Source organism: Mycolicibacterium confluentis (assembly GCF_010729895.1).
GTDB lineage: Bacteria > Actinomycetota > Actinomycetes > Mycobacteriales > Mycobacteriaceae > Mycobacterium > Mycobacterium confluentis.
In genome coordinates this window covers 1715193-1739711 of record NZ_AP022612.1, presented here as the reverse complement: position 1 = coordinate 1739711, position 24519 = coordinate 1715193, and the positions used below count along the sequence as shown (strand labels likewise).

At 67.9% G+C, this 24519-nt stretch carries 23 protein-coding genes and 1 riboswitch; of the genes, 15 read left to right on the top strand and 8 right to left on the bottom strand.

What is annotated here, in order from left to right; translation table 11 throughout:
- Window positions 1-119: 119 nt before the first annotated feature.
- From G6N34_RS08035 to G6N34_RS08025, 3 genes are read left to right on the top strand one after another with little or no spacing between them, the layout of a single operon-like run.
- Window positions 120-1751 carry an NAD(P)-binding protein gene (locus G6N34_RS08035; protein ID WP_179965733.1) on the top strand — a complete coding sequence of 544 codons (1632 nt, stop codon included), beginning with the start codon at window positions 120-122 and terminating at the stop codon, window positions 1749-1751.
- Complete coding sequence (gene nifJ / locus G6N34_RS08030) at window positions 1748-5320, top strand: pyruvate:ferredoxin (flavodoxin) oxidoreductase (protein WP_085152430.1); 3573 nt, start codon at window positions 1748-1750, stop codon at window positions 5318-5320. The genes G6N34_RS08035 and nifJ overlap by 4 nt, the downstream gene beginning before the upstream one ends.
- Window positions 5320-6327: a dihydroorotate dehydrogenase-like protein gene (locus G6N34_RS08025; RefSeq protein ID WP_085152429.1), complete on the top strand. Its 1008-nt coding sequence runs from the start codon at window positions 5320-5322 to the stop codon at window positions 6325-6327. The genes nifJ and G6N34_RS08025 overlap by 1 nt, the downstream gene beginning before the upstream one ends.
- Window positions 6328-6331: 4 nt before the next feature.
- Here the strand turns inward: G6N34_RS08025 and G6N34_RS08020 are convergent, their stop codons facing one another.
- Window positions 6332-7696: a wax ester/triacylglycerol synthase domain-containing protein gene (locus G6N34_RS08020; protein ID WP_085152428.1), complete on the bottom strand. Its 1365-nt coding sequence runs from the start codon at window positions 7694-7696 to the stop codon at window positions 6332-6334.
- A gap of 96 nt (window positions 7697-7792) precedes the next feature.
- Between G6N34_RS08020 and G6N34_RS08015 the strand changes: the two genes are divergently transcribed.
- A complete protein-coding gene (locus G6N34_RS08015) occupies window positions 7793-8890 on the top strand; it encodes a 3-oxoacyl-ACP synthase III family protein (protein ID WP_085152427.1) in 1098 nt (365 codons plus the stop codon).
- Window positions 8874-9773 (top strand): 3-oxoacyl-[acyl-carrier-protein] synthase III C-terminal domain-containing protein, encoded by a 900-nt coding sequence (locus tag G6N34_RS08010; RefSeq protein WP_085152426.1) that lies wholly within the window; start codon window positions 8874-8876, stop codon window positions 9771-9773. The genes G6N34_RS08015 and G6N34_RS08010 overlap by 17 nt, the downstream gene beginning before the upstream one ends.
- Here the strand turns inward: G6N34_RS08010 and G6N34_RS08005 are convergent.
- From G6N34_RS08005 to G6N34_RS07985, 5 genes are read right to left on the bottom strand one after another with little or no spacing between them, the layout of a single operon-like run.
- The gene (locus G6N34_RS08005) at window positions 9712-10200 is read right to left on the bottom strand and encodes a hydrogenase maturation protease (RefSeq protein ID WP_085152425.1); all 489 of its coding nucleotides are present in this window, start codon (window positions 10198-10200) and stop codon (window positions 9712-9714) included. The two genes, G6N34_RS08010 and G6N34_RS08005, sit on opposite strands and share 62 nt — an antisense overlap.
- Window positions 10197-11489, bottom strand: coding sequence for a Ni/Fe hydrogenase subunit alpha (locus G6N34_RS08000; RefSeq protein WP_085152424.1), 1293 nt, complete (start codon window positions 11487-11489; stop codon window positions 10197-10199). The genes G6N34_RS08005 and G6N34_RS08000 overlap by 4 nt, the downstream gene beginning before the upstream one ends.
- On the bottom strand, window positions 11486-12259 hold the full coding sequence (locus G6N34_RS07995) for an NADH-quinone oxidoreductase subunit B family protein (RefSeq protein ID WP_085152423.1): 774 nt from the start codon (window positions 12257-12259) through the stop codon (window positions 11486-11488). The genes G6N34_RS08000 and G6N34_RS07995 overlap by 4 nt, the downstream gene beginning before the upstream one ends.
- Complete coding sequence (locus G6N34_RS07990; protein WP_085152422.1) at window positions 12260-13120, bottom strand: FAD/NAD(P)-binding protein; 861 nt, start codon at window positions 13118-13120, stop codon at window positions 12260-12262.
- Entirely contained in the window at window positions 13113-14282 is a 1170-nt protein-coding gene (locus tag G6N34_RS07985; protein ID WP_085152493.1) for a 4Fe-4S dicluster domain-containing protein, read from the bottom strand. The genes G6N34_RS07990 and G6N34_RS07985 overlap by 8 nt, the downstream gene beginning before the upstream one ends.
- Before the next feature lie 162 nt (window positions 14283-14444).
- Between G6N34_RS07985 and G6N34_RS07980 the strand changes: the two genes are divergently transcribed.
- Window positions 14445-14702, top strand: coding sequence for a hypothetical protein (locus tag G6N34_RS07980; protein ID WP_085152421.1), 258 nt, complete (start codon window positions 14445-14447; stop codon window positions 14700-14702).
- 30 nt (window positions 14703-14732) lie between these two features.
- Here the strand turns inward: G6N34_RS07980 and G6N34_RS07975 are convergent, their stop codons facing one another.
- A complete protein-coding gene (locus G6N34_RS07975; protein WP_085152420.1) occupies window positions 14733-15680 on the bottom strand; it encodes a mechanosensitive ion channel family protein in 948 nt (315 codons plus the stop codon).
- Between the two features lie 72 nt (window positions 15681-15752).
- On the opposite strand from G6N34_RS07975, the gene G6N34_RS07970 reads away from it, so the two are divergent.
- The 8 genes from G6N34_RS07970 (at window position 15753) to G6N34_RS07935 (ending at window position 22403) form a co-directional block, all read left to right on the top strand.
- Window positions 15753-16121, top strand: a complete 369-nt coding sequence (locus G6N34_RS07970; RefSeq protein WP_085152419.1) for a SpoIIAA family protein — start codon at window positions 15753-15755, stop codon at window positions 16119-16121.
- A 77-nt stretch (window positions 16122-16198) separates the two neighbouring features.
- Window positions 16199-16684: a DUF302 domain-containing protein gene (locus G6N34_RS07965; protein ID WP_085152418.1), complete on the top strand. Its 486-nt coding sequence runs from the start codon at window positions 16199-16201 to the stop codon at window positions 16682-16684.
- 28 nt (window positions 16685-16712) lie between these two features.
- Window positions 16713-18896, top strand: coding sequence for an AAA family ATPase (locus G6N34_RS07960; RefSeq protein ID WP_133057770.1), 2184 nt, complete (start codon window positions 16713-16715; stop codon window positions 18894-18896).
- Between the two features lie 73 nt (window positions 18897-18969).
- Window positions 18970-19311: a DUF732 domain-containing protein gene (locus G6N34_RS07955; RefSeq protein WP_085152416.1), complete on the top strand. Its 342-nt coding sequence runs from the start codon at window positions 18970-18972 to the stop codon at window positions 19309-19311.
- Between the two features lie 43 nt (window positions 19312-19354).
- A riboswitch (SAM riboswitch) is annotated at window positions 19355-19466 on the top strand.
- Between the two features lie 34 nt (window positions 19467-19500).
- A complete protein-coding gene (locus tag G6N34_RS07950) occupies window positions 19501-20961 on the top strand; it encodes an ADP-ribosylglycohydrolase family protein (RefSeq protein ID WP_085152415.1) in 1461 nt (486 codons plus the stop codon).
- Between the two features lie 85 nt (window positions 20962-21046).
- Complete coding sequence (locus G6N34_RS07945) at window positions 21047-21319, top strand: hypothetical protein (RefSeq protein WP_234812926.1); 273 nt, start codon at window positions 21047-21049, stop codon at window positions 21317-21319.
- Window positions 21320-21388: 69 nt separating this feature from the next.
- Entirely contained in the window at window positions 21389-21751 is a 363-nt protein-coding gene (locus G6N34_RS07940) for a hypothetical protein (protein WP_234812925.1), read from the top strand.
- Between the two features lie 103 nt (window positions 21752-21854).
- Complete coding sequence (locus G6N34_RS07935; protein WP_085152413.1) at window positions 21855-22403, top strand: hypothetical protein; 549 nt, start codon at window positions 21855-21857, stop codon at window positions 22401-22403.
- A gap of 13 nt (window positions 22404-22416) precedes the next feature.
- Here G6N34_RS07935 and G6N34_RS07930 read toward each other — a convergent pair whose 3' ends face one another.
- The gene (locus G6N34_RS07930; protein ID WP_133057769.1) at window positions 22417-22944 is read right to left on the bottom strand and encodes a hypothetical protein; all 528 of its coding nucleotides are present in this window, start codon (window positions 22942-22944) and stop codon (window positions 22417-22419) included.
- Window positions 22945-23319: 375 nt separating this feature from the next.
- On the opposite strand from G6N34_RS07930, the gene G6N34_RS07925 reads away from it, so the two are divergent.
- Window positions 23320-24354 carry a metallophosphoesterase gene (locus G6N34_RS07925; protein WP_085152411.1) on the top strand — a complete coding sequence of 345 codons (1035 nt, stop codon included), beginning with the start codon at window positions 23320-23322 and terminating at the stop codon, window positions 24352-24354.
- The last annotated feature ends 165 nt before the right edge of the window (window positions 24355-24519 follow it).

Here is a 24519-nt window from a genome sequence, read left to right as displayed (position 1 = left end):
TCGACCCTGTGTGGCTGGCCACCCGGCATGGGAGGCTGGCGTTCGTCGGGAGCTGAGGGAGGACAGGTCATGAGCATGCCCGTGCTGTGTGTGCGCCTTCAAGGACGTCTGACTCCCGGGTGACAGGTTTCGACGACCTCACGCCGCTCGCGGACCTGGCCCACGGGCGCTCCCGGGCTGGCCCGGTCCGGCGGCGCCGACCCGTCTACGTCGATCTTCTGCCACCGTGCAATGCCGGTTGCCCGGCCGGGGAGAACATCCAGGCCTGGCTCGCGCACGCCACCGCCGGCCGGTTCGAAGCCGCGTGGCGTCAGCTCGTCGCGGACAACCCCTTCGCCGCGATACACGGTCGGGTGTGCTATCACCCGTGCGAAACCGTCTGCAATCGGGCATATCTGGACACCGCGGTGTCCATCCATTCGGTGGAGCGGTTTCTCGGCGACCTCGCGCGGGAGCGCGGGTGGAGGTTCGAGGCACCGCCCGCCCGGACCGGCAAGCGGGTGCTGATCGTCGGGGCCGGACCCAGCGGCCTGTCGGCCGCCTACCAGCTGGCACGGCTGGGGCATGAGGTCGAGATCCGCGACGCGGGCGCGATACCCGGTGGAATGATGCGGTACGGCATCCCCAGCTACCGACTCCCCCGGGATGTGCTCGATGACGAACTCGGCCGGATCGCGGCCCTGGGTGTGCGGCTGACAATCGGTCATCGAGTGCACGACCTCGCGGCCGAGCGGGACGACGGCGACTTCGACGCGGTGTTCGTCGCGGTCGGCGCGCACCTGGCGAAGCGGGTCGACATCCCGGCCCGCGACGCCAGCACGATGGTGGACGCGGTGTCGTTCCTGCGCAGCGTCGCCTCCGGCGAGAAGCCGGCGATCGGGCGGCGCGTCGCCGTCTACGGCGGCGGCAACACCGCCATGGATGCGGCCCGCGTGGCCCGCCGCCTGGGCGCCGAGGACGCGGTCATCGTCTACCGCCGCACCCGCGATCAGATGCCCGCCCATGCCGAGGAGGCCGAGGACGCCGAGCGCGAGGGTGTGCGGATCAACTGGCTGCGCACGGTCACCGCGTTCGACGGACCCGAGCTGCAGGTGGAGGTCATGGAACTCGATGCGGACGGGCGTCCCCAACCCACCGGACTCTTCGAGTCGCTGGCCGCGGACACTCTCATCATGGCGCTCGGACAGGAGACCGAATCGGCGTTCATGCGCACCCTGCCGGGAGTGGAAGTCGACGCCGACGGCAACGTAAGGGTCTCGGATTCGCTGATGACCGGCTGTCCGGGGGTTTTCGCTGGCGGTGACATGGTGCCCGGGGAGCGCACGGTCACCGTCGGTGTCGGGCACGGTAAGAAGGCGGCCCGCCACATCGACGCCTGGCTGCGCGGGGCGGCGTCCGAGCGGCCCCCCAAACACCCGACCGCCACCTTCACCGCGCTGAACCCCTGGTATTTCGGTGACACCGCACAACGTCGGCAGCCCGAACTCGAACCGGCCACGAGAGTCCGGGGTTTCGAGGAGGTCGTCGGCGGGTTGTCCAGCGATGAGGCGGTCTACGAGGCGCGACGTTGTCTGTCCTGCGGCAACTGCTTCGAATGCGACGGTTGCCTGGGGGCGTGCCCGGAGGACGCGGTGATCAAACTCGGTGTCGGACACCGGTACCGGTTCGACTACGACAGGTGCACGGGCTGCGCTGTCTGCGCCGACCAGTGCCCGGTGCACGCCATCGAAATGTTCCCGGAGCCGACATGACTCGCGCCACGATGGACGGCAATGAGGCCGCGGTCTCGGTTGCCTACCGGCTCAACGAGGTGTGCTGCATCTACCCGATCACGCCGTCGTCCCCGATGGCCGAACTGGCCGACGCCTGGTCCAGCGCGCACCGCCCCAATGCGTGGGGCACCGTACCCACGGTGGTGGAGATGCAGAGCGAGGGCGGCGCGGCGGGCGCCCTGCACGGCGCCCTGCAGAGCGGCGCGCTGACCACGACGTTCACCTCGTCGCAGGGCCTGCTGCTGATGATCCCGAACATGTACAAGATCGCTGGCGAACTCACCTCCGCCGTCATCAATGTTGCTGCCAGATCGATTGCCGCCCAAGGATTGTCGATCTTCGGCGATCATTCCGACGTGATGGCCACGCGGCAGACCGGATTCGCCCTGCTCGGGTCCGCCTCGGTCCAGGAGGCCCACGACCTGGCGCTCGTCGCACAGGCGGCCACTCTCGCGACCCGGATACCGTTCGTGCATTTCTTCGACGGATTCCGAACCTCCCACGAGATCAACACCATTGACACGCTGTCGAACGACGACCTGCGGGACCTGGTGCCCGAGGAGTCGATCTGGGCGCATCGCGAACGCGCACTGTCCCCCGAGCGGCCGTTCATCCGCGGCACCGCGCAGAACCCCGACGTGTACTTCCAGGCCCGCGAGACGGTCAACCCGTTCTACGTGCGGGTCCCCGGGGTCGTCGAGGACCTGATGGCCCGCCTCGGTGTGCGCACCGGCCGCACGATGCACATCGTGGAATACCACGGGCACCCGCAGGCCGAGCGCGTGCTGGTGCTGATGGGTTCCGGCGCCGAGACCGTGGCGCAGACCGTGGCTGCGCTCGTCGAACGCGGGGAGCGGGTCGGTGTGGTGCAGGTCCGGCTGTACCGGCCCTTTCCCACGGAGGCACTGTTGGCGGCGCTGCCACCGACGGTGCGCACGGTCGGCGTGCTGGACCGCACCAAGGAGCCCGGTTCGGTCGGCGAACCGCTGCACCTCGATGTCGTCGCGGCGCTGACCGAGGCGCACGCCGACGGCCAACGTCTGGTCCTGCCACGCGTCACCGGGGGACGCTACGGGTTGTCGTCGAAGGAGTTCACCCCCGCCATGGTGGCCGGGGTGTTCGCCGAACTGGCGCGCGAGCACCCGCGCCGGCGGTTCACCATCGGCATCGACGACGACGTCTCCTTCACCAGCGTGGACTACGACCCGTCATTTGACATCGAATCGCCCGACACGGTCCGGGCGGTGTTCTTCGGCCTCGGTTCGGACGGGACCGTCGGCGCGAACAAGAACACCATCAAGATCCTCGGAGCCGAGCCGGGTCTGCACGCCCAGGCCTACTTCGTCTACGACTCGAAGAAGTCGGGTTCACGGACCGAGTCGCACCTGCGCTTCGGGCCGCATCCCATCAGGGCGCCCTACCTGGTGACCGGTGCGAATTTCATTGGCTGCCATCAGTTCCACTTCCTCGACCAGGTCGACGTCCTCGGCCGGGCCGGCACCGGCGCGACGCTGCTGTTGAATTGCCGACTGGCCGCCGACAAGGTGTGGGACGCGCTGCCCCGCCCTGTCCAGGAGCAGATCCTGGACAAGCGGATCACGCTCTACACCGTCGACGCCGACCGGATCGCCCGCGAGGCCGGACTGGCCGGACGGATCAACATCGTCCTGCAGACCTGCTTCTTCGCGATCTCCGACGTGTTGCCCCGGGACCTGGCCATCGCCCGGATCAAGGAGTCGGTGCAGCACACCTACGGCAACCGGGGCGCCGAGGTGCTGGCCAAGGAAATGGCCGCCGTCGACGGCGCCGTGGCCGGGTTGCAGAAGATCGCGGTGCCCGCGTCGGTCACCTCGCTGTGGGCACCGGCACCGCCGGTGCCCGAGTCGGCGCCGGAGTTCGTCCGCACCGTCACCGCTGAAATGATGGCCGGTCGCGGAGATGCGTTGCCGGTCAGCGCGCTTCCCGTCGACGGCACCTACCCGAGCGGCACCACGGCCTACGAGAAGCGCAACATCTCCGATCTCGTCGCGGTGTGGGATCCGGACACCTGCATCCAATGCGGCAACTGTGGTTTCGTCTGCCCGCACAGCGTGATCCGGTCCAAGTTCTACGATCAGTCCGAACTGGACGGAACACCAGCGGATTTCGCCTCCGCACCGTTGAACGCCGTCGGCCTGCCCAACGCCCGGTTCTCGCTACAGGTATACGTCGAGGACTGCACCGGATGCGGCCTGTGCGTCGAGGCCTGCCCGGTCGTCATCCCCGGCCCGGACAGGGCCAAGGCGATCAACCTCGGCCCAGCCGAGCCGCGGGTGCACACCGAGCGGACGAATATCGAGTTCTTCGAGTCGCTTCCGACCAATGACCGGTCCAAGGTCGACTTCGGCACGGTGCGCGGAACCCAGTTCCTCGATCCGCTGTTCGAATTCTCGGGCGCCTGCGCGGGATGCGGCGAGACGCCGTACCTGCGACTGCTGTCCCAGTTGTTCGGGGATCGGCTGATGATCGCCAACGCCACGGGCTGCTCGTCGATCTATGGCGGCAATCTGCCCACCACGCCGTGGACCACCGACGCCGACGGGCGAGGGCCGGCCTGGTCGAACTCGCTGTTCGAGGACAACGCGGAGTTCGGGCTCGGCATGCGATTGGCCGCCGACACCCACGTCCAGCTGGCCCGGCAGCGGCTGACCGAGCTGCGCGACACCGTCGGGGCGGAGCTGGTGGACGAGATCCTGACGGCGCCGCAGCTCCGGGAGTCGGAGCTCGCGGCCCAGCGGCAGCGGGTGGCCCAGCTGCGGGCCCGCCTTGCCGAACTCGACCCCGCCCGAACCGCCGACCTGCTCAGCGTGGCCGATCAGCTGGTTCGGCGCAGCGTGTGGATCGTCGGCGGTGACGGCTGGGCGTACGACATCGGCTCCGGTGGGCTCGACCATGTGCTCGCCAGCGGGCGCAATGTCAACGTGCTGGTGCTCGACACCGAGGTGTACTCGAACACCGGGGGCCAGATGTCCAAATCGACGCCGCTGGGTGCGGTCGCCAAATTCGCCGCGGCGGGAAAGACCGTGCCGAAGAAGGACCTTGCCCTGCAGGCGATCGCGTACGGCAACGTCTACGTCGCGAAGGTCGCCATGGGGGCCGACCCGCAGCAGACCCTGCAGGCCTTCCGCGAGGCGGAGGCATACGACGGGCCCTCCATGGTGATCGCGTACAGCCACTGCATCGCCCACGGCATCGACATGCGCCTCGGGATGGATCAGCAGTACCGCGCCGTGGCCAGCGGACATTGGCCGCTGCTGCGGTATGACCCGGTGCTGCGAGCCGCCGGGGCCAATCCGTTCCTGCTCGATTCGCACCGGCCGCGCATCCCACTGGCCGACTACTCCTACCGGGAGCTGCGTTACCGTACGTTGGCAAAGACCGATCCGGTGGAGGGCGAACGCCTGCTGGAGTTGGCCGAGCAGGCGATCGATCAGCGTTGGGCCGTCTACGAAGAGATGGCGGCCCGAACCGCCGCGCACTTCCACCCCGACGCTCGCAGGGATCGCTGATGGAACTGAAAACCCGCTACCTGGGCCTGGAGTTGTCCAACCCGCTGGTCGCGTCGGCGTCGCCACTGTCGAAGACCGTCGACGGCGTCCGGCGCCTGGCCGACGCCGGAGTCGGTGCGGTGGTGATGTACTCGCTGTTCGAAGAACAGCTGCGCCGCGAAGCCGACGAGGATGCGGGGCTGCGCGCGGCAGGTGCTGAGAGCTTCGCCGAGTCGCTGTCGTATTTCCCGGACGCCGCCGACGATCATGGGCCCAGCCGCTACCTGAGCATTCTCGAACGCGCCGCCGAAGCCGTCTCGGTGCCGGTGATCGGCAGCATCAACGCCGGCGCACCCGGCAGTTGGGCCGGATACGCCCGATCGATGCAGAACTGCGGTGCCGCGGCGATCGAGCTGAACATCTATTCGCTGCCCGGTGATTCCCACATCTCGGGCCGCGACGTCGAAGAACGCCACCTCGACATCCTGGCTCGGGTCAAGGCCGCGGTGAGCGTCCCGGTGGCCGTCAAACTCAGCCCCTACTTCAGCGCGACCGCGGATATGGCCCGGCGCCTCGATCTGGCCGGCGCGGACGGCCTGGTGTTGTTCAACCGCTTCCTTCAGCCCGACATTGACATCGAGGCGCTGGCCGTGTCGCCCGGGGCTTCGCTGTCGAGAGCAGCCGACGCTCGGCTGCCGCTGACGTGGATCGCGCTGCTGCGCGGCCGGATTGGTGCATCGTTGGCCGCGACGAGCGGTGTCGTGGACTCGACGGAAGTGGTCAAGTTTCTGCTGGCCGGTGCGGATGTGGTGATGACCGCGTCGGCGTTGCTGCGCCACGGCCCGGCCTACGCCGCCGACCTGCTGGACGGGTTACGGCAGTGGATGACGGCCAAGGGATACACCTCGATCGACGACGTGCGTGGGCTGCTCGCGGTGCCGTTCGGCACCGACGAGGTCGCCCATGAGCGCAGCGGTTACGTCACTGCCCTGCGGCAGGCCAACAGCGCCGACTTCGGGCCGTGGTGACCCGTCAGGCCGCCAGGGCCAGCACTTCATCGAAGCCCGCGACGAGGCATTCGCGGAAAACCTCGAAATCCGGGATCGCGCCGGTGTCGACGTCGATGCCCAGGGAGCATGTGTCGACGTAGCTGAGCAGCGTGACGTTGACAGCCGCGCCGATGGTCGGACCGAACGCGTACTGCATCACCAGCTTGGCGCCGCCGAGGAACACCGGCACCGGAATGCCGGGAACGTCGCTGGCCAGGAAGTCGACGTTGCGCAGGATCGACCCGATGTACCAGCGCGGCATCAGGTTCAGCGCGCCCGCGATCCACTCGGTGTAGGGCAGTGACCTCTCATGGCGCATTCTCGCGGTCCGCTTGTGGATGGCCGCGATGCGCTCGGCCGGGTCCGCTATCCCGACCGGAACGTCGAAGCGCATCAGGGTGATTCGGTTGCCGCCCATCTCGTCGTCTTCGGCGCGCAGGCTGATCGGCATGGTCAGGTGCAGGTCGCCCACCTCGACGCCGTGCTTGTCGTGGTAGAGCCGCAGTCCGCCGGCCAGTCCGGCGATGAACGCGTCGTTGAGCGCGCCGCCGCTGCGGTGCGCCGCCTCCCGGAGCCCGTCTTTGGGCACCTGGTGCACCCCGAGTCGGCGGGTCAGGGTGCGGCCCGTCATCAGGGGTGATCCGGTCCGGGTCACCGGGCGGACGGTGCGGTAGATCGACGCGGCCGTGGCCACTGCGGATTCGAGGGTTGCCCTCGGTCGGCGGACACTGTTGAACACCAGTCCCGGGGCCGCGGTCAGCGCGCCGGTCACCGTCGTCGCGGCGAGTTTCGCGTCGTGACCGAGCACGCTGCGGTACTCCCCCCACCACGGGTACGCACGCACCAGCTGCGCGGGCGGCATCGGTTCGGCATCTGCGGGCTGCTCGGAGAGGTCGAACAGGATCATCCCGATCTGCACACCACCCACGCCGTCGGTGAGGGCATGGTGAAACTTGCACACCACCGCCGCCCCGCCGTCGTCGAGACCGTCGAACAACGTCACCTCCCACAGCGGGCGGGCCCGGTCGAAGTCCTCCATCGCGGCGACCCGCGCCAGCTCCAGCACCCCGTCGAGGGTGCCCGGGTCCGGCGACGCCACGTGCCTGATGTGGAAGTCGAGGTCGAAGTCCGGGGCGTCCTCCCACCGCGGGGTCCCCGGAAGGGGTGACTCCACCACCCGTTGCCGAAACATCGGCAGCCTGCGGCTGATCAGATCCATCCTGTCGCGCACGCGGTCCCAGTTCGGCGACTTGTCGAGTACGAGAACAGTGACCACGGTCGACCGCAGGCGTGGATCGGTCTCCATCGCCCAGGTGAACGCGTCGCTGCTGCGCATGAAGTCGCTCATGTGCCCTCCTGGATTCGAATCTATCGACGGCGGCATGCCTGAAGACAGGGCCAAAGTGCTCTGTTGACCGTCGCGCCACCGGCTCACGCTGTGAGGATGCGCACGCACTGGCTGATGACGGACGGTGCCGGACCTCCGGCGCCGTATCGCGCGCGGCTGGCTGGCGCGGGCCGGCACCTGCCACCAACACATCTGAGCACCGACGACCTGATGGCGACCACCCGCCACCGCACGCACATCGACCTCGAGCGGCTGACCGGTATCCGCGAGCGTCGGGTGTCCACCGGTGACGAGGACTCCTACAGCCTGGCCATCGCGGCCGCGCGGGACTGCCTGAGCAGGGCGGACCAGGACCCCGCAGCGCTGGATGTGGTGATCAACTGCAGCATCACGAAGTTCCGCGACGGCCTGACGCAGTGGGTGGAGCCGACGATGAGCGGTGCCGTCGCCCGAGCCATCGGGGCCGAGCGCGCGATGACCTTCGACCTGTCCAATGCGTGCGCGGGGATGCTGACCGGAGTCACGGTGCTCAACAACTGGATTCGGCAGGGCACCGTGCAGCGCGGGCTGGTGGTCAGTGGCGAGTACATCTCGCAGTTGGGGCAGAACGCGGCGCGGCACATCCGCACCATCATGAGTAAGGAACTCGCCTGCCTGACGCTCGGTGATGCGGGTGCGGCGCTGCTGCTCGAACGCGCCCCGGTGGACTCCGCCGGGATCAGCATCGCCGGGTTCACCACCGTGGCCGACCACAGCCGGCTGTGCCTGGCCTACCCGAAGGGCCACGACCCGGGCGCCCGGATGTTCACCGACTCACGGGGCATCCAGCGTGCGGCGATCGCCGCGACCCCCTATCTTCTGCACGAAATCCTCGACACCGCAGGCATTTCAATTCATGACATCGACCATGTGATCACCCATCAGACCTCGGCCCGCGCCATCCGCAAGGGTATGGCCGCACTCACCGAATCCTTCGGGGACCGCCCCGCCCACGACGCGGTGATCACCGTCGACCGGTACGGCAACACCGCGTCGACGACGCACACCGTGGCGCTGGTCGAAGAGCTTGAGGCGGGCCGCATTCGGCCCGGTGAGACCGTCGCGCTCGTCGCGTTGGCCTCCGGCTTGGAGATCGGTGTCGTCCTGTTGACCCTCGACGAGGAGATGGTGAGCCGTTATGGGCACCGTGATTGACCGCCTCGACGTCACCGAAGGCGGGTGGCGCAACCGGCACAGTGCACTGCACCTGGCCGTCGCGTCGGCCCGCAACTGCCTGCAACAGGCCGGACGGGACCCCGACGACGTGGATCTTCTGGTCAACGCCGGCATCTACCGCGACCACAACCTGGCCGAACCCGCTCTCGCGGCGCTGATCCAGGAGGATCTCGGGTCCAACCCGGAGGATCCGCACGACGGCGGTCACGGCACGTTCTCCTTCGACGTGGCCAACGGGTCCTGCGGAGTGCTCACCGCGCTGCAGATCGTCGACGGATTCCTCAAGTCCCACACCATCGACTGCGCCCTCGTGGTCTCCAGCGACGCCGACCCGGGGCACAGAAGCAGCGAGCAGTTCCCCTTCTCCCCCGCCGGCGCGGCCCTGCTGTGCGGGTGGAGCGACGACGACTCCGGACTCGGCCCGGTGCACTGGGTGAACCTGCCCGACGATGGCGAGAGCTTCTGCGCGACAGTGGGGCTCGACGACAACCGCAACATGCTTCGGTTCGACGCGGCGGCCGCGATGGACGACCGGTACGCCGACGCCGGCGCCGAGGTGGCCAACCGTTGCCTGTGGGACGCCGGACTCACCGTGGCCGACGTCGACGCGATCATCGCGGCGCCCGCGCGAACCGGCTACCGCGCCGCGCTCGCGTCACGGTTGGGGGTCACCCAGGAGCGGGTCACGGTCGCGGCCGACCAGCGGATGCACACCGCGGCGCTGGTGGCCGCGCTGCGCGAGGCGTCCGACCGGCTGGTGGTCGGCGGGCCCGTGCTGCTGATCGCCGCGGGTGCCGGTGTCACCGCGGGTGCCGCGCTGTACCGCACGGGGCGGCCGTGGCCGCCCGCGCCTCGGCGATGACGGCGGCGGCCACCGCGGGCACCGTCGCCGCCACGTCCGAGGTCAGTCCGATGCCGTACCCGCAGTCCGCGACGTCCACCGTGTAGAGCACCACGCGGGAGGGGTTGCGGCGCAGCGTCTCTCCCAGTGCCAGGGCCGCGGCGACGTCGAGTCCGTGCGAACTCGTCGTCCGTGTGGTCGCGACGGCGTCGGGGGTGATGCGCCGGATCCGGCCCGGCTCCCCCAACGGGCCGACAGTCGCGTCGACGAGGATGGCCGCCTCGGCCCCCACCCACAGGTCCAGCAGCTGCGACGAATCCCGCACTCCCGCGTGGACGCCGACGTCCGGGGGTGCCGTTCTGGCGACCTCGTCGGCGACCGCGAGTCCGACGCCGTCGTCGCGGCGGTAGGCGTTGCCCAGGCCGATCACCACCACACGAGGGGTCATCGGCGGTCGACCGTGAGGGTCAGGAAATGCGCCGCGCACGAGATGCACGGGTCATGGTTGCGGATACCGCGCTCGCACAACGCCGTCAACGCCGTGTCGTCGAGGTCCATGTTGCCTTCGATCAGCCGCCGCAGATCGTCTTCGATCGCGGCCTGGTTCTGCGAGGTCGGCGGGATGATCTGGGCGGTGCGGATCAGGCCGTCGGCGCCGATCTCGTAACGGTGGTAGAGCAGCCCGCGGGGCGCCTCGCTGACGCCATGCCCCACCGCGGCCCGCGGTGGCACGTCGTGGAACGGGCGTGCGGGTCGCTGGTAGTCGTCGATGATGCGGATCGCCTCTTCGACCGCGTACACCACCTCGACCGCACGAACGACGATACTGCGGAACGGGTTTCGGCATGTCGTGCCGAGCCCGGCATCGGCGGCGGCCTGGCGGGCCAGCGGGGACAACAGGCCCGAGTTCAGTGAGTAGCGGGCCAACGGTCCGGTCAGATGACGGCCGCCGTCGAGAGTGGCCTGCAGCGCGGTCGAGTGCGGCACCTGCGCCTCGACGACGTGTTCGGTGAAATCGGCCACTGCGAACGGGGTTCCGGCACTGCGGGCGATGACCCCCTGTTCGATCGCGTAGTGATCCGGGTGGCTCAGCGCCAGGAACTCGTGGTCGACCTCCAGAGCGGGGAAGTCGAATCCGGACACCCACTGCACCGTGGCCAGCGCGTCGTCGAGGGCACGGACCAGCTGTTCGCGCAGCGGCCACAGGTCGGCCCGCTCGGGCACGGCGTAGAAACCGCCCAACCGCACGTTGACCGGGTGGATGGCGCGTCCCCCGAGCTGTTCCATGAGCCGGTTGCCCGTCTTCTTCAGGGCCAGGCCGCGTTCGACGGCCTTCGGGTGTTCGCGGGCCACGCTGATCACGTCGGGGTGGCCGAGAAAGTCCGGGGCGTGCAGCAGGCAGATGTGCAGCACGTGGCTGTGGATCCACTCCCCGCAGTAGAGCAGCCGGCGCAGCTGCCGCAGGCGCGGATCGATCGTGACACCGCACGCGTCTTCGAGGGCGTTGCAGGCGCTGACCTGGTAGGCGACTGGGCAGATGCCGCAGATCCGGGCGGTGATGTCCGGCGGTTCGGTGTGGGCGCGTCCGCGCAGCATGGCCTCGAAGAACCGGGGCGGTTCGTAGATGTTGAGTTCGACCCGCTCGACGGCGGCCCCGTCGAACCGGACGTGCAGCGCACCTTCGCCTTCGACGCGGGTGAGCGCGCTGACGGTCAGTGTGCGGTTCCGGCGTGTCATTGGGCCGTCCGTTCGGCGTCGAACTGGGTGACGCCGAACTGGGTGACATTGAACGTGGCGAAGGTGCGGTCGACGTCGGCCTCGGACATGCCGTCGCGGCGCAGCAACGGGATGAAGGCGGGCATGTTGGGCGTCGCGGTGGGGCCGAAGCATCCGTAGCAGCCGCGGTGCACCGACGGGCACAGCGCGCCGCAGCCCGCGTGGGTGACGGGCCCCAGGCACGGAATGCCCTCCGCCACAGTCACACACGTCAGGCCGCGGCGTTTGCATTCGGTGCACACCGTCGCGGCCGGCAGTCGCGGTTTGCGGCCGATCAGCAATGCGGCCAGGGTGTCGAGCAGTTGCCGGCGGTCGATGGGACAGCCCTGCAGTTGGTAGTCGACGGTGACGTGCGCCGAGGCCGGTGTGGAGGTGGCCAGGGTGTCGATGTAGTCCGGCCGGGCATAGACGATGGAGGCGAACTCCGCGACGTCGGCGAAGTTCCTCAGGGCCTGGATGCCGCCCGCGGTCGCGCAGGCGCCGATGGCCACCAGAGTCTTTGACTGGTCGCGGATTTCGTGGATGCGGCGTTGGTCGGCGGCGGTGGTGACCGACCCCTCCACCAGTGACACGTCATAGGGCCCGCCGACCATCGCGCTCGACGCCTCAGCGAACGTGGCGATGTCGACCTGCCCGGCGAGCGTCAGCAGCTCGTCCTCGCAGTCCAGCAGGGTCAGCTGGCAGCCGTCGCAGGAAGCGAACTTCCACACGGCCAAGGTCGGGTTCCCCATCTACAGCTCCCTCACGCTCAGCAGCGGAGCGGCGACGTCCCAGCCCACGACCGGGCCGTCGCGGCACAGCAGCAGCGGGCCCAGTTGGCAGTGTCCGCACCAGCCGACGCCGCACTGCATGTTGCGTTCGAGCGAGAGTCGGATGGCGTTCGGCGCCACTCCCTTGTCGATCAGGACCTGGGCGCTGTTGCGCATCATCAGCTCTGGGCCGCACACGAAGGCGGTGGTCCGCTGCGGGTCGAGCGTCAATCGCCGCAGCGGCTGGGTCACCAGCCCGGTCTCCCCCGCCCAGCCCTGCACGGGCACGTCGACGGTCAGGTCCACCTCGATCGAGGCTGCCTTGGCCCAGTCGTCGAGTTCGGCGGCGAACAGGAAGTCGTTGCGGGCGCGTGCGCCGGCGATCAGCACGACGTGTCCGTACCCCTCCCGGTCGGCCAGCACTTCCAGCACCACCGGCCGCAGTGGCGCCAAGCCGACACCGCCCGCCACGATGACGACGTCACCACCGCAGCCGCGGTGCAGATTCCACGAGGTCCCGAACGGGCCGCGGACACCGACGATGTCGCCTGGGGTGGCGTCGTGCAGTGCGTGGCTGACAGCCCCCACGTCGCGGATGGTGTGGGTGATGGTCCCGTCGGGCTTCGACAGGTAGTCGCTGACCGAGATCGCCACCTCGCCGACGCCGAAGGCGTAGAGCATCATGAACTGTCCGGGTTGCGGGGGTGCGATCGGTTCCCCCACTGGGGTGAGTTCCAGCGTCGCGGTGTCGTGGTTCTCCTGCACCCTGGAGACGACCCGGTGCGGGACAGGGGCCATCGCGGAAGTGGCTGCCGCAGTGGGGATTGTCACGGTGTCAGTCATGGCCGTCCGGCGTCTCGTCAGCCGGGGCCAGGTCGGCCAAAGTGGCCAAAGTGGCCAAAGTGGCCATCTCCTCGGTGATGTCGATGCCGGTGGGACACCACGCAATGCAGCGGCCGCAGCCGACGCAGCCCGAGGTGCCGAACTGGTCGTGCCAGGTGCCCAGTTTGTGGGTCAGCCACTGGCGGTAGCGCGCCGCTCCGCTCTGGCGCACGGGTCCCTCGTGCAGCAGCGAGAAGTCGAGTTCGAAGCAGGACGCCCAGTTCAGCCAGCGTTCGGCGTGCTGCCCGGTCAGGTCGGTGACATCCTCGGTGCTGGTGCAGAAGCACGTCGGGCAGACCATGGTGCAGTTCCCACACGTCAGGCAGCGGCTGGCGACCTCCTCCCAGTGCGGGGATTCGCGGGACTCCACCAGCAGGTTGCGCAGGTCCCGCTCCGGCATCTGCCGCCCCATCTTCTGCGCGGCGGCGTCGACTTCGGCTCTGGCATACTCGATTTCGGTGGGCTGCGCTGTCCGGTGCGGCACGTCGGCCAGCACGTCGGCACCGGCCGGGGTGCCGACGTCGACCAGGTAGTGGCAGTCGGCGCCGTCGACGCGTTCGGTGAGCGCCAGGTCGTATCCGGGGCCCGCACTGGGCCCGGTGCCCATGGAGGCGCAGAAGCACAGCCCGCCGGGTTCGGTGCAGTTGACGGCGACGACGAACACCCGCCGGTGCCGGTTCTGGAACGAGGTGTCGGGGTGCGCGGCCCCGCCCAGCACCCGGTCGAGGGTGGCGATTGCGGCGAGGTCGCAGCCCCGCACTCCCAGGAAGGCGTAGGCCGGCTCGAGGGGTTCGCCGTCGATGGTGTCGGGGGTGCCGTCCGGGGCGCCCGACCAGAGGCGCTGCCGGGGTGGGTGCAGAAACTGCTTCCAGGACTGCGGCCCCGCCGAGTGGCCGAAGCACGCGTTGTCGTCGCGCTCCCGCAGCCGGTAGTGGCCGGGCGCGGTGTCGACGCCCCAGCCGTAGGGCAGGTCGTCGGCGGAGTCCAGTTCAGCCAGCACAATCGCGTTGTCGCGCCGGACCGGTCCGACCACGCGGTACCCGCGGTCTTTGAGTGCGGCGACGAGTCCGCGCAGGCCTGCGCGGTCGAGCACGGATGCCTCGTCGCCCCCCGGTGGACTCATCGTTCGATGGTCGAGCCCGCGCGCGGCGAGCACAAGGGTATTTGGTCAGCAGCAGCTCCGAGCTGGGGCGCGTGACCAAGGTGGGGACTTTCTTCCCTAGTCGCGACTTCTCGCCCCGGGAAACCATGTGGGGGTGTTCTGACACGGGGAGGACGGTTGTTGATGATGGCACCAGGGGGTACCGACGAAGTGGTCGGTGAACTCGACGTGATAGCGGTGGGGTTTCTCGGTTCCGAGTTCGCCGAACCGACCTACGCCGGTTGGCCGATCGAGCGTCGCCTGGACGCCTATCTGCGCCGCATTCGTCGTCTCACGAGCGTTGATCATCACAACGGGTCGGTCTATGAGGCACTGCTCGATCGCGTGATGGCCCATATCGGCCGAGCCCGCCGAGCAGGCCACAGAGCCGCCGGCAGCTGACTGGGGGAGCCAGCTGCCGGCGGGACCCGGCTACTCGGCGTTGAGGTTGGCGGGCGGCCGCGGCAGTGGGTACGGCAAGTCGATGCCGTGTTCGTCGTAGGCGCCCAGAATGTCGCGCCGAAGCCGGCGCTGCACCGACCACTGCGCGTTGGGTTTGGTCTTGAGCGTCATCCGCAGGGTCACCCGGTCGGGCGATAAGTCCTGCACGCCAAGCATTTCCGGCTCGCCCAGCACCTTCTCCGCCACCGCGGGATCCTTGACGGCGTGCTGCGCCGCCTCAAGAGCGACCGTTTCGGCCCGGTTCAGGTCGGCGGTCAGCGAGACCGGCAGTTCGATGCGGGCGACGGCGTAGTCCTGGCTCATGTTCCCGACGCGGGCGATCTCACCGTTGCGGACGTACCAGAGCGTGCCGTCGATGTCGCGCACGGTGGTGATGCGCAGGCCGACGCTCTCCACCGTGCCCACCGCGTCCCCCAGATCGACGTTGTCGCCCACCCCGTACTGATCCTCGAGCAGCATGAACACGCCCGTGACGAAGTCGCGGACCAGGTTCTGCGCGCCGAAGCCGATGGCCAGGCCGACCACGCCCGCCGAGGCGATGAACGGCGCGATGTTGACGCCCAGCACGTTGAGGACGGTCAGCACGAACCAGACCAGCAGCACGATCGACACCGTCGACTTGAGCACCGACCCGATGGTCTGGGCGCGTTGCTGACGGCGCTCGGCGGTACGGAGGGCGCTCGTCGGCGAAGGCACTCGGTCGCGCAGATTGCGCAGCAGCGCCGGTTTCTTCTCCACGGTCTGCGCGTCGTCATCGGTTGTGCGGGCACGTCGGGTGGTGGCCCGGTCGATCATGCGGTGCAGCACGTAGCGTGCGAGTAGGACCACCAGGACGTACGCACCGACTCTGATGGGAACTTCGATCAGCCAGTACCGGTTGGTGTCCGTCCATTCGAAAGCCAGGGTGGAAACATCCATCAGTGGCGCGTACCCATGACCGTTGCGGGCTAACCGGCACTACCGTGGACCTCGAAGGTTGGGGGTGGGGTCATGATCGAGGTGCTGACCGATCTGCCGGAGGGTGTGACGGGGATCCGGGTCTCCGGTCGGCTCAGCGGTGACGATCTGCGGGCGTTCGAACCGCAGATGCACGATCTGTTGGGGACGGGTGAGATCAGGTTCGTCGAGGTGATCGACCCGGACTATGCGGGCTTCGGGCCGGGCGGGCTGGCCGAGGACATGAAGCTGGGCTTCGGTCTGCTGTTCAAACACCATTCGGCGTTCAAGCGGATCGCCGTGGTGACCGACGCGGACTGGATCAAGCACACGCTGCACGTGATGGCCTGGATGGTGCCGGGTGAGTTCGCGATCTTCGGTCTCGCCGAGCTGGGGCGGGCGGCGGAGTGGGCCGCGGGCTGAGTTTCGTCTCCTTTACCCAGGAATAAGCCTCGCGGTTGCGTCGCTCTTTGGGATAACACCGAGTGGAGGGCGGGGCCATGAACGTTGTGGAGTTTTCTGGCGTGCGGCTGCGGTACGGCAGCTCGAAGAGTTTCGAGGCGCTGGTGTCGGCGTTGTACGACGCGGTGGGGTCCGAGCCCGCGCCGGTCGGTGAGATCGCCGTTCGGTCTTCCGACTGGGACGCCTTCGAGCGCTCCGTCGGGCGCTACGTGGGACCGTACGGATTCATGTTGTTCACCGAGTTCGACCACGGCGCGTGGATCGACAAGGCCGGGATCGACCGGCAGGTACTGCGGGTGGTGATCGGTAACCCGCTGATCGCCATCACGATGCTGCGCCACGATGTGACGGCCGGTTTGTTCGCGCCGGTGGAGCTGCTGTTGACGTCCGAGGCTTCCGGCAGTGCGCTGACGTACGTGCTGCCGTCGTCCTTGATGGTGGTTTCGGACAACCCGGCGTTGTTGGAGGCGGCGACCGCGTTGGATGAGAAGCTGGCGGCGTTGGCGGAGGCGGTGACGGGGTAGGTGTTGGACGTTGCCTGCCCGCGGTGTTGTGCTGATCACACATGTGTCGGTGGCCACTTCTAGAATCGGCCCGATGGTAGATCGGGGAGGCAACACCCGGGCGAGTGTTGCAGCACGCGAAGACACGACATCGCATCGTGACGAGGTCGCGAAGGAGCGGGACATGGAGTCTCGGTACCGCCAGCAGGTGCGCAACGACGCGGCCCGTCTGATCCAACCGGATGGGGCGCGCAACGGACACTGGACTGGTAGCCGGGTGCGTACGCCCAAGCCCGTGCCGTTCGTCCAGTTGGAGGGCAGAGTCGCGCTGCGTGAATCGGATCCCGACTTGGGCGGGATCACCGAGTTCTACATCGGTCGCAAGTACGCCCAGATCGGCGACGCAGAGGTGTTCAGCTGGAAAACGCCACTGGCTCGTCTCTTCTTTGACAGCGGACCTCCCGATCCGACAGCGAACGAGCACACCACTAGCCGGGGCAACAGCGAGGTCGCGAACGTCGCCGCAGTGCGAACATTCGATCGTGAGAAGGGTGTCATCGCCGACTTTTTCGACAACCTTCTCTGCGACGCCCCGCCCAGTCCGGTGTTCGGTCGACCGAAAGCCGCCGCGCGACCTCATCCGAAGCCAAGGCCTCCCGTGCCCCAGCGACCTCAGGACCGAGCTGCCTCCACCAGGCCCGCGACCCACAACCCCGAGCCCGGCAGCCCTCGGAACGACCCTGTCGTGCCGCCACCGAAAACCTATGTGCGCGCTGAACCGCTGCTACGAGCCCAGCTGCAGGCACCGCGTCCGAAAAAGCTTGCGCCCGTGCTATCTACACTGCAGCCGGAACAGTACCGAATGATCACGGCCCCTTTCCATGCAAGCATGATCATCGAAGGCGGACCCGGCACCGGTAAGTCGATCATCGCTTCACACCGTGCGGCCTATTTTGTCGGCGCAGACGCCCCGCGCGGATTCACCGGCGATGTATTGGTGGTCGGCCCCACCGCGAGATATACCGAGTACATCAGCGGAGTCATCGCGGAACTGACCGGGGACTCGCCGCGGGTAGAGGTCATCGCCCTCGACGGGAAGGGGATGCCTTCGCCCCAAGTACCGGATCCCGTTGTCGCCTATCATCCGTTCGCGAGCGTCAAGCACAGTAGGACATCACTTGATGAGTTGATCCACGAGACGTGCACGCGATTGACCAACGGTCGTGACACCAGACTGACAATGGCGCAGGTCTACGAGTACCTGCGTGGCAACGGCACCAGATGGCGAGTCCTCACTGACGAACGGGCCTGGATCAGCTTTCTCGCCGGGCTCCCGCCCTATCAGGCGGCGTTGTCTGACGGCAGCCACGCCACATTGCGTGGAGCTATCGAGAAGCACCTCACCAGCCCAGACGTCAAACCGACCACCCCGCTCCGAACATACGGTCACGTCATCGTCGATGAGGCGCAGGACGTCACGATTGAGCAGTGGCTCTGGCTGCGCCAGATCAACAATGGCGGGAGTTGGACGATCCTCGGCGATCTCCATCAGCGCAGAGCGGATAAGACCCCACAGAGCTGGACCACGGTGTTGCGCGCTACGGGATTGTCCCCCGACACCCCGCGTCGACTGCTGGAGCGTGGATACCGATCCACCACACCGATCCTGGAGTTCGCCAGCAGGCTGCTTCCCAAGGACGCGGACGCTCCGGTGGCTCTGCGCGCAGATGGGCCCGAACCTGTGTTCGTTCGGCCAATCCGCGAGCATGTCGTGGCCACCGTGTTCCGGCAGATTGACCGGCTCATCACAGCACATCCCGGGGGCAGCGTTGCGGTCATCACCACCTTGCCCGGCCCTATCGTCGCCCAGCTGCGTGAGGGAACCCCGCGCCCCAATGTCGTTGTCCTCGTTCCGAACCATGCCCGGGGACTGGAGTTCGACGCAGTCATCGTGGTGGAACCGGACGAGTTCCCCGTGAACGATCACCGACGGCATGGACTTTTGTACACGGCACTGACGCGGCCGAACAAAGAGCTCGTAGTTGTGCACAGCAGGGAACTTCCTCTGCAGCTCGTCGGCGTAGCACGCCGATCGCCTGCGCCACCGCCACGCCGCACGCCTGAGCCCAAAGCTGTCAAGAAGAGTGCGAGAACACAGAAGAAGGTGGGCCGACCGGCGAAGCGGCACGGTGCAACCAAACGTCAGCAGCGCGGAGGGACAGCTGGCACGTAGCTGCCGACCGGGCAGTTCTTGTCGGTGGCGTGTTCTAACCTCTGACACGTAAGCGCGATCCAAGGGGGGAATCATGCGCGGACGTGTTCTGGTGGCTGCTGTTTCGGCGGCGTGCGGGTCGATGGTGTTGGCCGGTCCGGCGGCGGCAGACCAGTACGACTTCATCTCCGACCTAGACAACGCAGGCGTGTGGTACGAGTCGGTGATCGACATGATCGACATCGGCAAGGAGCTGTGTCATAAACTGCGGCATGGTGTTTCGCCGGGGCTGGTGGTCGGCAAATTGGTCAACACCGGCTTCGCACCAGGCGAGGCGGGCATCGTGTTGTTGTCGGCGGTGAACAACGTGTGCCTGGACGTCAAGCCCGAAGTTGTCGGGTGGGTGCGGGATATCGGCTACACCGGTCCGGTGTGAGGAGAACCGGCGCTTGTCCGCCTCGTGGGTTACCCTGACTGAGCTTCACGAGACGCCGTCGACAAGCTCCGACTGGATGGCGCGCCAACCCCACGCTCGTGGGTGGCTCGGATGACGAAGTGACCCGCACCAGCCGGTGCCGGTAAGAGCGCCTCCGTGTGGAGGCCCGGATGGACCGGGAGGTTTCTGATGGATCTGACTGCAACGCAGCGTGACCGAGCTGTGGGCGTGTTGCTTGGCACCGCTGCCGGCGATGCCCTCGGAGCGGGATATGAGTTCGGCCGTCCGCTTGCCGCCGATCATCCGGTGGGCATGATCGGCGGCGGACTCGGCCCGTTTGCTCCCGGTGAGTGGACCGACGACACGTCGATGGCGATCGCCATCGCCGAGATCGCCGCCACCGGCGCTGACCTGCGGGTCGAGAAGTCACTCGATTATGTGGTCGAACGCTGGGAAAGGTGGTCGCGCACCGCGCCCGATGTCGGGGTGCAGACCCGGTCGGTGCTGTCCACGGCGGCCGCACGGGGCATCTGCGCGCAGACCGCCCGCGAGGCGTCAGAGGCGCGACACCTTCAGACCGGTCGCGCCGCTGGCAACGGATCGTTGATGCGGACCGCTCCGGTGGCGTTGGCCTACCTCGACGACGAATCCGGGCTCGTAGACGCCGCCCGCACGGTCAGCGAGTTGACCCATTTCGACCCGGATGCCGGTGACGCCTGCGTGCTGTGGTGCACGGCGATCCGCCACGCCGTTCTGACCGGCGAGATCGATGTCCGGATCGGGTTGGGGCACATCGACTCTGATCGGCGACGGCTGTGGGAGGCCCGCCTGGCCGAGGCTGAGAACTCGCACCCGTCGGCGTTCACCGGCAACAACGGCTGGGTCGTCGCGGCCCTGCAGGGCGCCTGGTCGGCGATCAGCACCACACCGGTGCCCGAGGACGATCCCGGCGCGGGGAATTTCCGCGCGGATCATCTTCGCCTGGCATTGGAGGCCGCGGTGCGTGGTGGCGGGGACACCGACACCGTGGCCGCGATCGCGGGCGCCCTGCTCGGTGCCGTCCACGGAGCGTCGGCGGTCCCGTCGCAGTGGCGACTGATGCTGCACGGCTGGCCCGGACTGCGGACCCGCGGTCTGGCGCAGTTGGCCGACCGCATCGTGAACAACGGTGAGCCGGATCGGTTCGACCACACCTACGCGGTGGGGCGTGGAACGCCGATGCCGGTTCCCCATCCGCACGACGACAAGGTGTGGATCGGCGCTGCGCATTCACTGCACAGCCTCGACGCCACTGTCGACGCGGTGGTGTCGCTGTGCCGAGTCGCCGACGGGCACGTCCCGGCGGAGGCGACCCACCTCGACGTGCGGCTGATCGACCAGGTCGGTGAGAACGCGAATCTTGATTTCGTCCTTCTTGACACGGTGCGGGCCATCGAGCTGCTGCGCGCCGAGGGGCGCACCGTGTTTGTGCATTGTGCTGCGGCACAGAGCCGCACGCCGACGGTAGCAGCGCTGTATGGGGCTCGACGTCAGGGGTTGTCGATCGATCAGGCGCTGCGCGAGGTGTGCGCGGTGTTGCCCCTGGCAGAGCCGAATCCGGACTTCCGGGCGGCGCTGCGGCGGCTGCACGCGGCTGAGGAAGCGCGGTGAGCGAGCCGAAGGCGTCGACGCTGTGGTCGGCGGGCGCGGCAGGACGTGGGGAGCGTATTGGGATGCGTTGTTTCCGCCTGCGCTGGTGACGAATTGGGTTGATTGGAAGCGCGGTTCCACCGGCGTCAACGTCGCCCGGCGACTATGGGATCAACGCGAACATCTGCGCCGTACCTATGAATCGGTGTACGGAGCCGATGCTTCTCGGTGGCCGTCACAGCATCCTGGGGTGGTGCTCGATGCGGTGCCCGTCATGGCGTACGCGGCATGCCTGGGATGTCAGTGGTTCGACCGAAGTGGGCACGCACCTCTGTTGGCGGCGTGGGAGCACGAGAAGTCCGACGGCGAAGTGCGCTGAACTCGTCTCGCCGCCGCCCGATGTCGGTGGCTGCTGAGACCATGTTCGTGGGGATGACGGGAGGGTGGCATGAGTGGTCGGGGAAGTTCTTCCGGCGGTGGTGGTTTCGCGGCGTTTGGCCTGCTGATCATCATCGGGCTGATCATCAAGTACTTCTGGTGGATCGTCGGGGTGCTGGCGATCGTCGCCGCCTGCTGGCTCGGAAGTGTGATCGTTCGAGAGTCGGTCCGGCGCAGCCAGGAGGCTGAGAAACGGCGCCGTCACCAGCAGGCGCGCCTGATCGCCCAAGCCGATAAGCAGCACGCCTGGGTGCTCGACGGCGACTCGCGCGGCATCTACGGCGTCGAGGGCGCCGAGTACATGCGCTACATCGAACGCGACAACTGGGATGGGTTGGCGCGTCACCTGCAGAAGCCGCCGGGCATCCTGTAGGTCCCCGGGCGGCGGGATGAAGTGTGCGGCAGAGCTTATGTGGCTAGCCTGTCGGCATGGGGGAATCAGTTGGCGAGTGGTCTCCTGACCCCGGGGCGCCCTGATGATGCTCTACGACTCGATGCCCGCCGCGGTCGCGGCCGAGACCGACGACTTCACCACGCTGCCCATTGCGCGGTTCCCGGAATGGCTCACCGCCGTGGCGTTGCCGGCAGGCTGGAGCGCGGTCAACGCGGGCGAATCGGTACGGGCGGCGGTGCGCGGTCCCCGCCGCGACGGGGGCTTCGACGCGTCGGCCGCCCTCGAGGTGTACGGCTTCACCGATCTGCCGACCTACGACGCGGTGCGGTTCCATGCCGACCGTGCGCTGCGCGTCGCGCAGGCCCAGCAGATCTCCAGCCGCGTGCTGACCACCCCGGCGCGCCCTGGCGTGGTCGCGGTGCGCGCGACCGGCGTGGTGGCCACTGACGGCACGCCGGTGTGGGCTCAGCACAGCTTCTACCTGGCCGCCGCCGATGAACCACATGCCGGTCGGCTCATCGTGCAGGGTCTGTTCGCCGCGACCGACCGCCGCGAGTTGTACGTCGGTGAGTTGACCGCGCTGGCCGACGATCTGCAGGCCGGATTCGTCGCCGCCCTGGGCCAGGACTGACCCACCGGCACGGTCAGTCGTCGCTGGCCACCACCAGCGCCAGCTCGCCCGCGCCGCGATCCAGCAGCACCAACTCCACGACCCCACTCTCGGTGCCCACCGGGGAGAACGGCGCTGGCGCGCTCTCCCGCAGATCGGCCAGCCGGTAGCGGGCATCGGCCACGGTGATCCGCGCGAACACCTCGCGCTCCAACTCGGCGGCCAACTCCGCACCCGGTTGCACGTAATAGCCGGCCCACACCCGCAACTCGGTGATCGCATCGGCCGCGGCGATCGGCGTGAACGATGCCACGCTGATGCCCTCCAGCAGATACGGGCCGTGCACCGTCACCGAGTCGCGTTCCTCCCGGCTGTCGTAGCTGTCGCGGTAGTGCACGTCGGCCAGCAGCGCCGCCAACGCCGCCTCATCGCCGAGGCCGGCGGGCAAGTCGAACAGTTTGACGCTCACCCATTGATAGCTGCCGTTGGCGAAGTTGATGAGCATCGATTCCCTGTGGGTCAACGCACCCGCCACCACGCTCCCCCCATCACCGGAGTCCACTGCGTCTCTCCCCCGTCGTCGTCGCGCCCAGGCGCATCCACTGGAGGCTCCCGGTTTCGCAGCCATCTCGTTGTCTCTGACCGGTGCGCTCACCAGCTTGTGTGAGCGTATTACGCGGGGGGCTCTGCGAGTGTGCACCCGCTGCGGGCCGCCGGCACGACGGGACTTACGGCGGCGGGGGCAAAGAGCTCGCCTGACGGCCCGCCACGGCACTGGAGAGGCTGGATTCGCGCCGACAGGCACCCGGAGCGGCCGTCCTGCGCCGCCCCGAGCGACGCTCGCATGCCGGACGGCTGTCGGTGGCTGCTGGGATCATCTAACTGGAGGACCGTTCCACAGAGAGGGACGGGCAGAATGGCCAGGGGGTAAGCCACATTGAACAACGCGGTACAGGGGTACGACATCATCGGCGATGTCCACGGATGCGCCACCAAGCTCGAAGCGCTGCTGACCGCGCTGGACTACCAGGTCGACGGGTCCAGCGTTTTCCGGCACCCTCGCCGGCAGGCGATCTTCGTCGGCGACCTGATCGACCGGGGGCCGGAACAGCTTCGCGTGCTGGAGATCGTCAAGGCAATGGTCGATGCCGGCAGCGCCCAAATCGTCATGGGCAACCACGAATTCAACGCCCTCGCCTATCACACCGAGTGGCCGGGCGGCAGTGGGAAGTTCCTGCGCCCACACGACGATCCGGACGATGACCGATCGGAGAAGAACACCGATCAGCACTCGGCGTTCCTCACACAGGTCACCGGCGCTGATCGTCAGCGGTACCTCGAGTGGTTCACGACGATTCCGCTGTGGCTGGACCTCGACAACCTTCGCGTGGTGCACGCGTGCTGGCATGACGAGTCGATCGCCGCGGTCGAAACACGGTGCGATTCAGCCACACCGTTCGCCGACGTCAAGCATCTGGTGGCGGCCAGCACGAAGCACGATCCACTCTTCCGGGCCGTCGAGACACTGCTGAAGGGACCCGAGATCAGCCTGGTCGACCACGGCGAACTCCCCTATCACGACAAGGACGGCCACCCTCGCGACAGCGCCCGCATGCGCTGGTGGAACAGCACCGGCCGCACCCTGCGCGACATCGCCGAAATGGGTGGTCGTTTCACCACCGCCACAGGTGAGCCCTATCCGCCGTTGCCCGACCTGGAACTGCCTCACGACACGCAGTCCTACGTCTACACCGGCGACGTTCCGGTGTTCTACGGCCACTACTGGCGGCAGGGAACGCCTGAGCACCAACATGACTGGACCGAATACACGGCATGTGTCGACTTCAGCGCGGTCAAGGGCGGAGAGCTGATGGCTTACCGCTGGTCCGGTGAGAGTCGGATTCAGCCGGAGAATTACGTGACAGCAGGCCAAGTCGAGTGCATCGACGTCGTTGCTTCGCCTCCCCACTGACCTCAGAACCGCTGCACAGCCCGGGTTCGACGTCAGGCAGTCGGCTACGCATGCACCGAGCGCGTGCGCCAATCGCGTCGATGCAGCCAATCGGCACTGCCGAGTCCGCTCTGCGGCGCGTTCGGCGGTGGGAATCGTTGCGAGGTTCGGGCGGACACGTCGTTG

Coding starts and splice junctions, on each gene's coding strand:
- G6N34_RS07990 (WP_085152422.1), bottom strand. CDS start 13,120: ATGACTGACACCGTGACAATCCCCACTGCGGCAGCCACTTCCGCGATG.
- G6N34_RS07995 (WP_085152423.1), bottom strand. CDS start 12,259: ATGGGGAACCCGACCTTGGCCGTGTGGAAGTTCGCTTCCTGCGACGGC.
- G6N34_RS07955 (WP_085152416.1), top strand. CDS start 18,970: ATGCGCGGACGTGTTCTGGTGGCTGCTGTTTCGGCGGCGTGCGGGTCG.
- G6N34_RS07965 (WP_085152418.1), top strand. CDS start 16,199: ATGAACGTTGTGGAGTTTTCTGGCGTGCGGCTGCGGTACGGCAGCTCG.
- G6N34_RS08000 (WP_085152424.1), bottom strand. CDS start 11,489: ATGACACGCCGGAACCGCACACTGACCGTCAGCGCGCTCACCCGCGTC.
- G6N34_RS08010 (WP_085152426.1), top strand. CDS start 8,874: ATGGGCACCGTGATTGACCGCCTCGACGTCACCGAAGGCGGGTGGCGC.
- G6N34_RS08025 (WP_085152429.1), top strand. CDS start 5,320: ATGGAACTGAAAACCCGCTACCTGGGCCTGGAGTTGTCCAACCCGCTG.
- G6N34_RS08015 (WP_085152427.1), top strand. CDS start 7,793: ATGCGCACGCACTGGCTGATGACGGACGGTGCCGGACCTCCGGCGCCG.
- G6N34_RS08005 (WP_085152425.1), bottom strand. CDS start 10,200: ATGACCCCTCGTGTGGTGGTGATCGGCCTGGGCAACGCCTACCGCCGC.
- G6N34_RS08020 (WP_085152428.1), bottom strand. CDS start 7,696: ATGAGCGACTTCATGCGCAGCAGCGACGCGTTCACCTGGGCGATGGAG.
- nifJ (WP_085152430.1), top strand. CDS start 1,748: ATGACTCGCGCCACGATGGACGGCAATGAGGCCGCGGTCTCGGTTGCC.
- G6N34_RS07975 (WP_085152420.1), bottom strand. CDS start 15,680: ATGGATGTTTCCACCCTGGCTTTCGAATGGACGGACACCAACCGGTAC.
- G6N34_RS07935 (WP_085152413.1), top strand. CDS start 21,855: ATGATGCTCTACGACTCGATGCCCGCCGCGGTCGCGGCCGAGACCGAC.
- G6N34_RS07970 (WP_085152419.1), top strand. CDS start 15,753: ATGATCGAGGTGCTGACCGATCTGCCGGAGGGTGTGACGGGGATCCGG.
- G6N34_RS07950 (WP_085152415.1), top strand. CDS start 19,501: ATGGATCTGACTGCAACGCAGCGTGACCGAGCTGTGGGCGTGTTGCTT.
- G6N34_RS07940 (WP_234812925.1), top strand. CDS start 21,389: ATGAGTGGTCGGGGAAGTTCTTCCGGCGGTGGTGGTTTCGCGGCGTTT.
- G6N34_RS07980 (WP_085152421.1), top strand. CDS start 14,445: ATGATGGCACCAGGGGGTACCGACGAAGTGGTCGGTGAACTCGACGTG.
- G6N34_RS07985 (WP_085152493.1), bottom strand. CDS start 14,282: ATGAGTCCACCGGGGGGCGACGAGGCATCCGTGCTCGACCGCGCAGGC.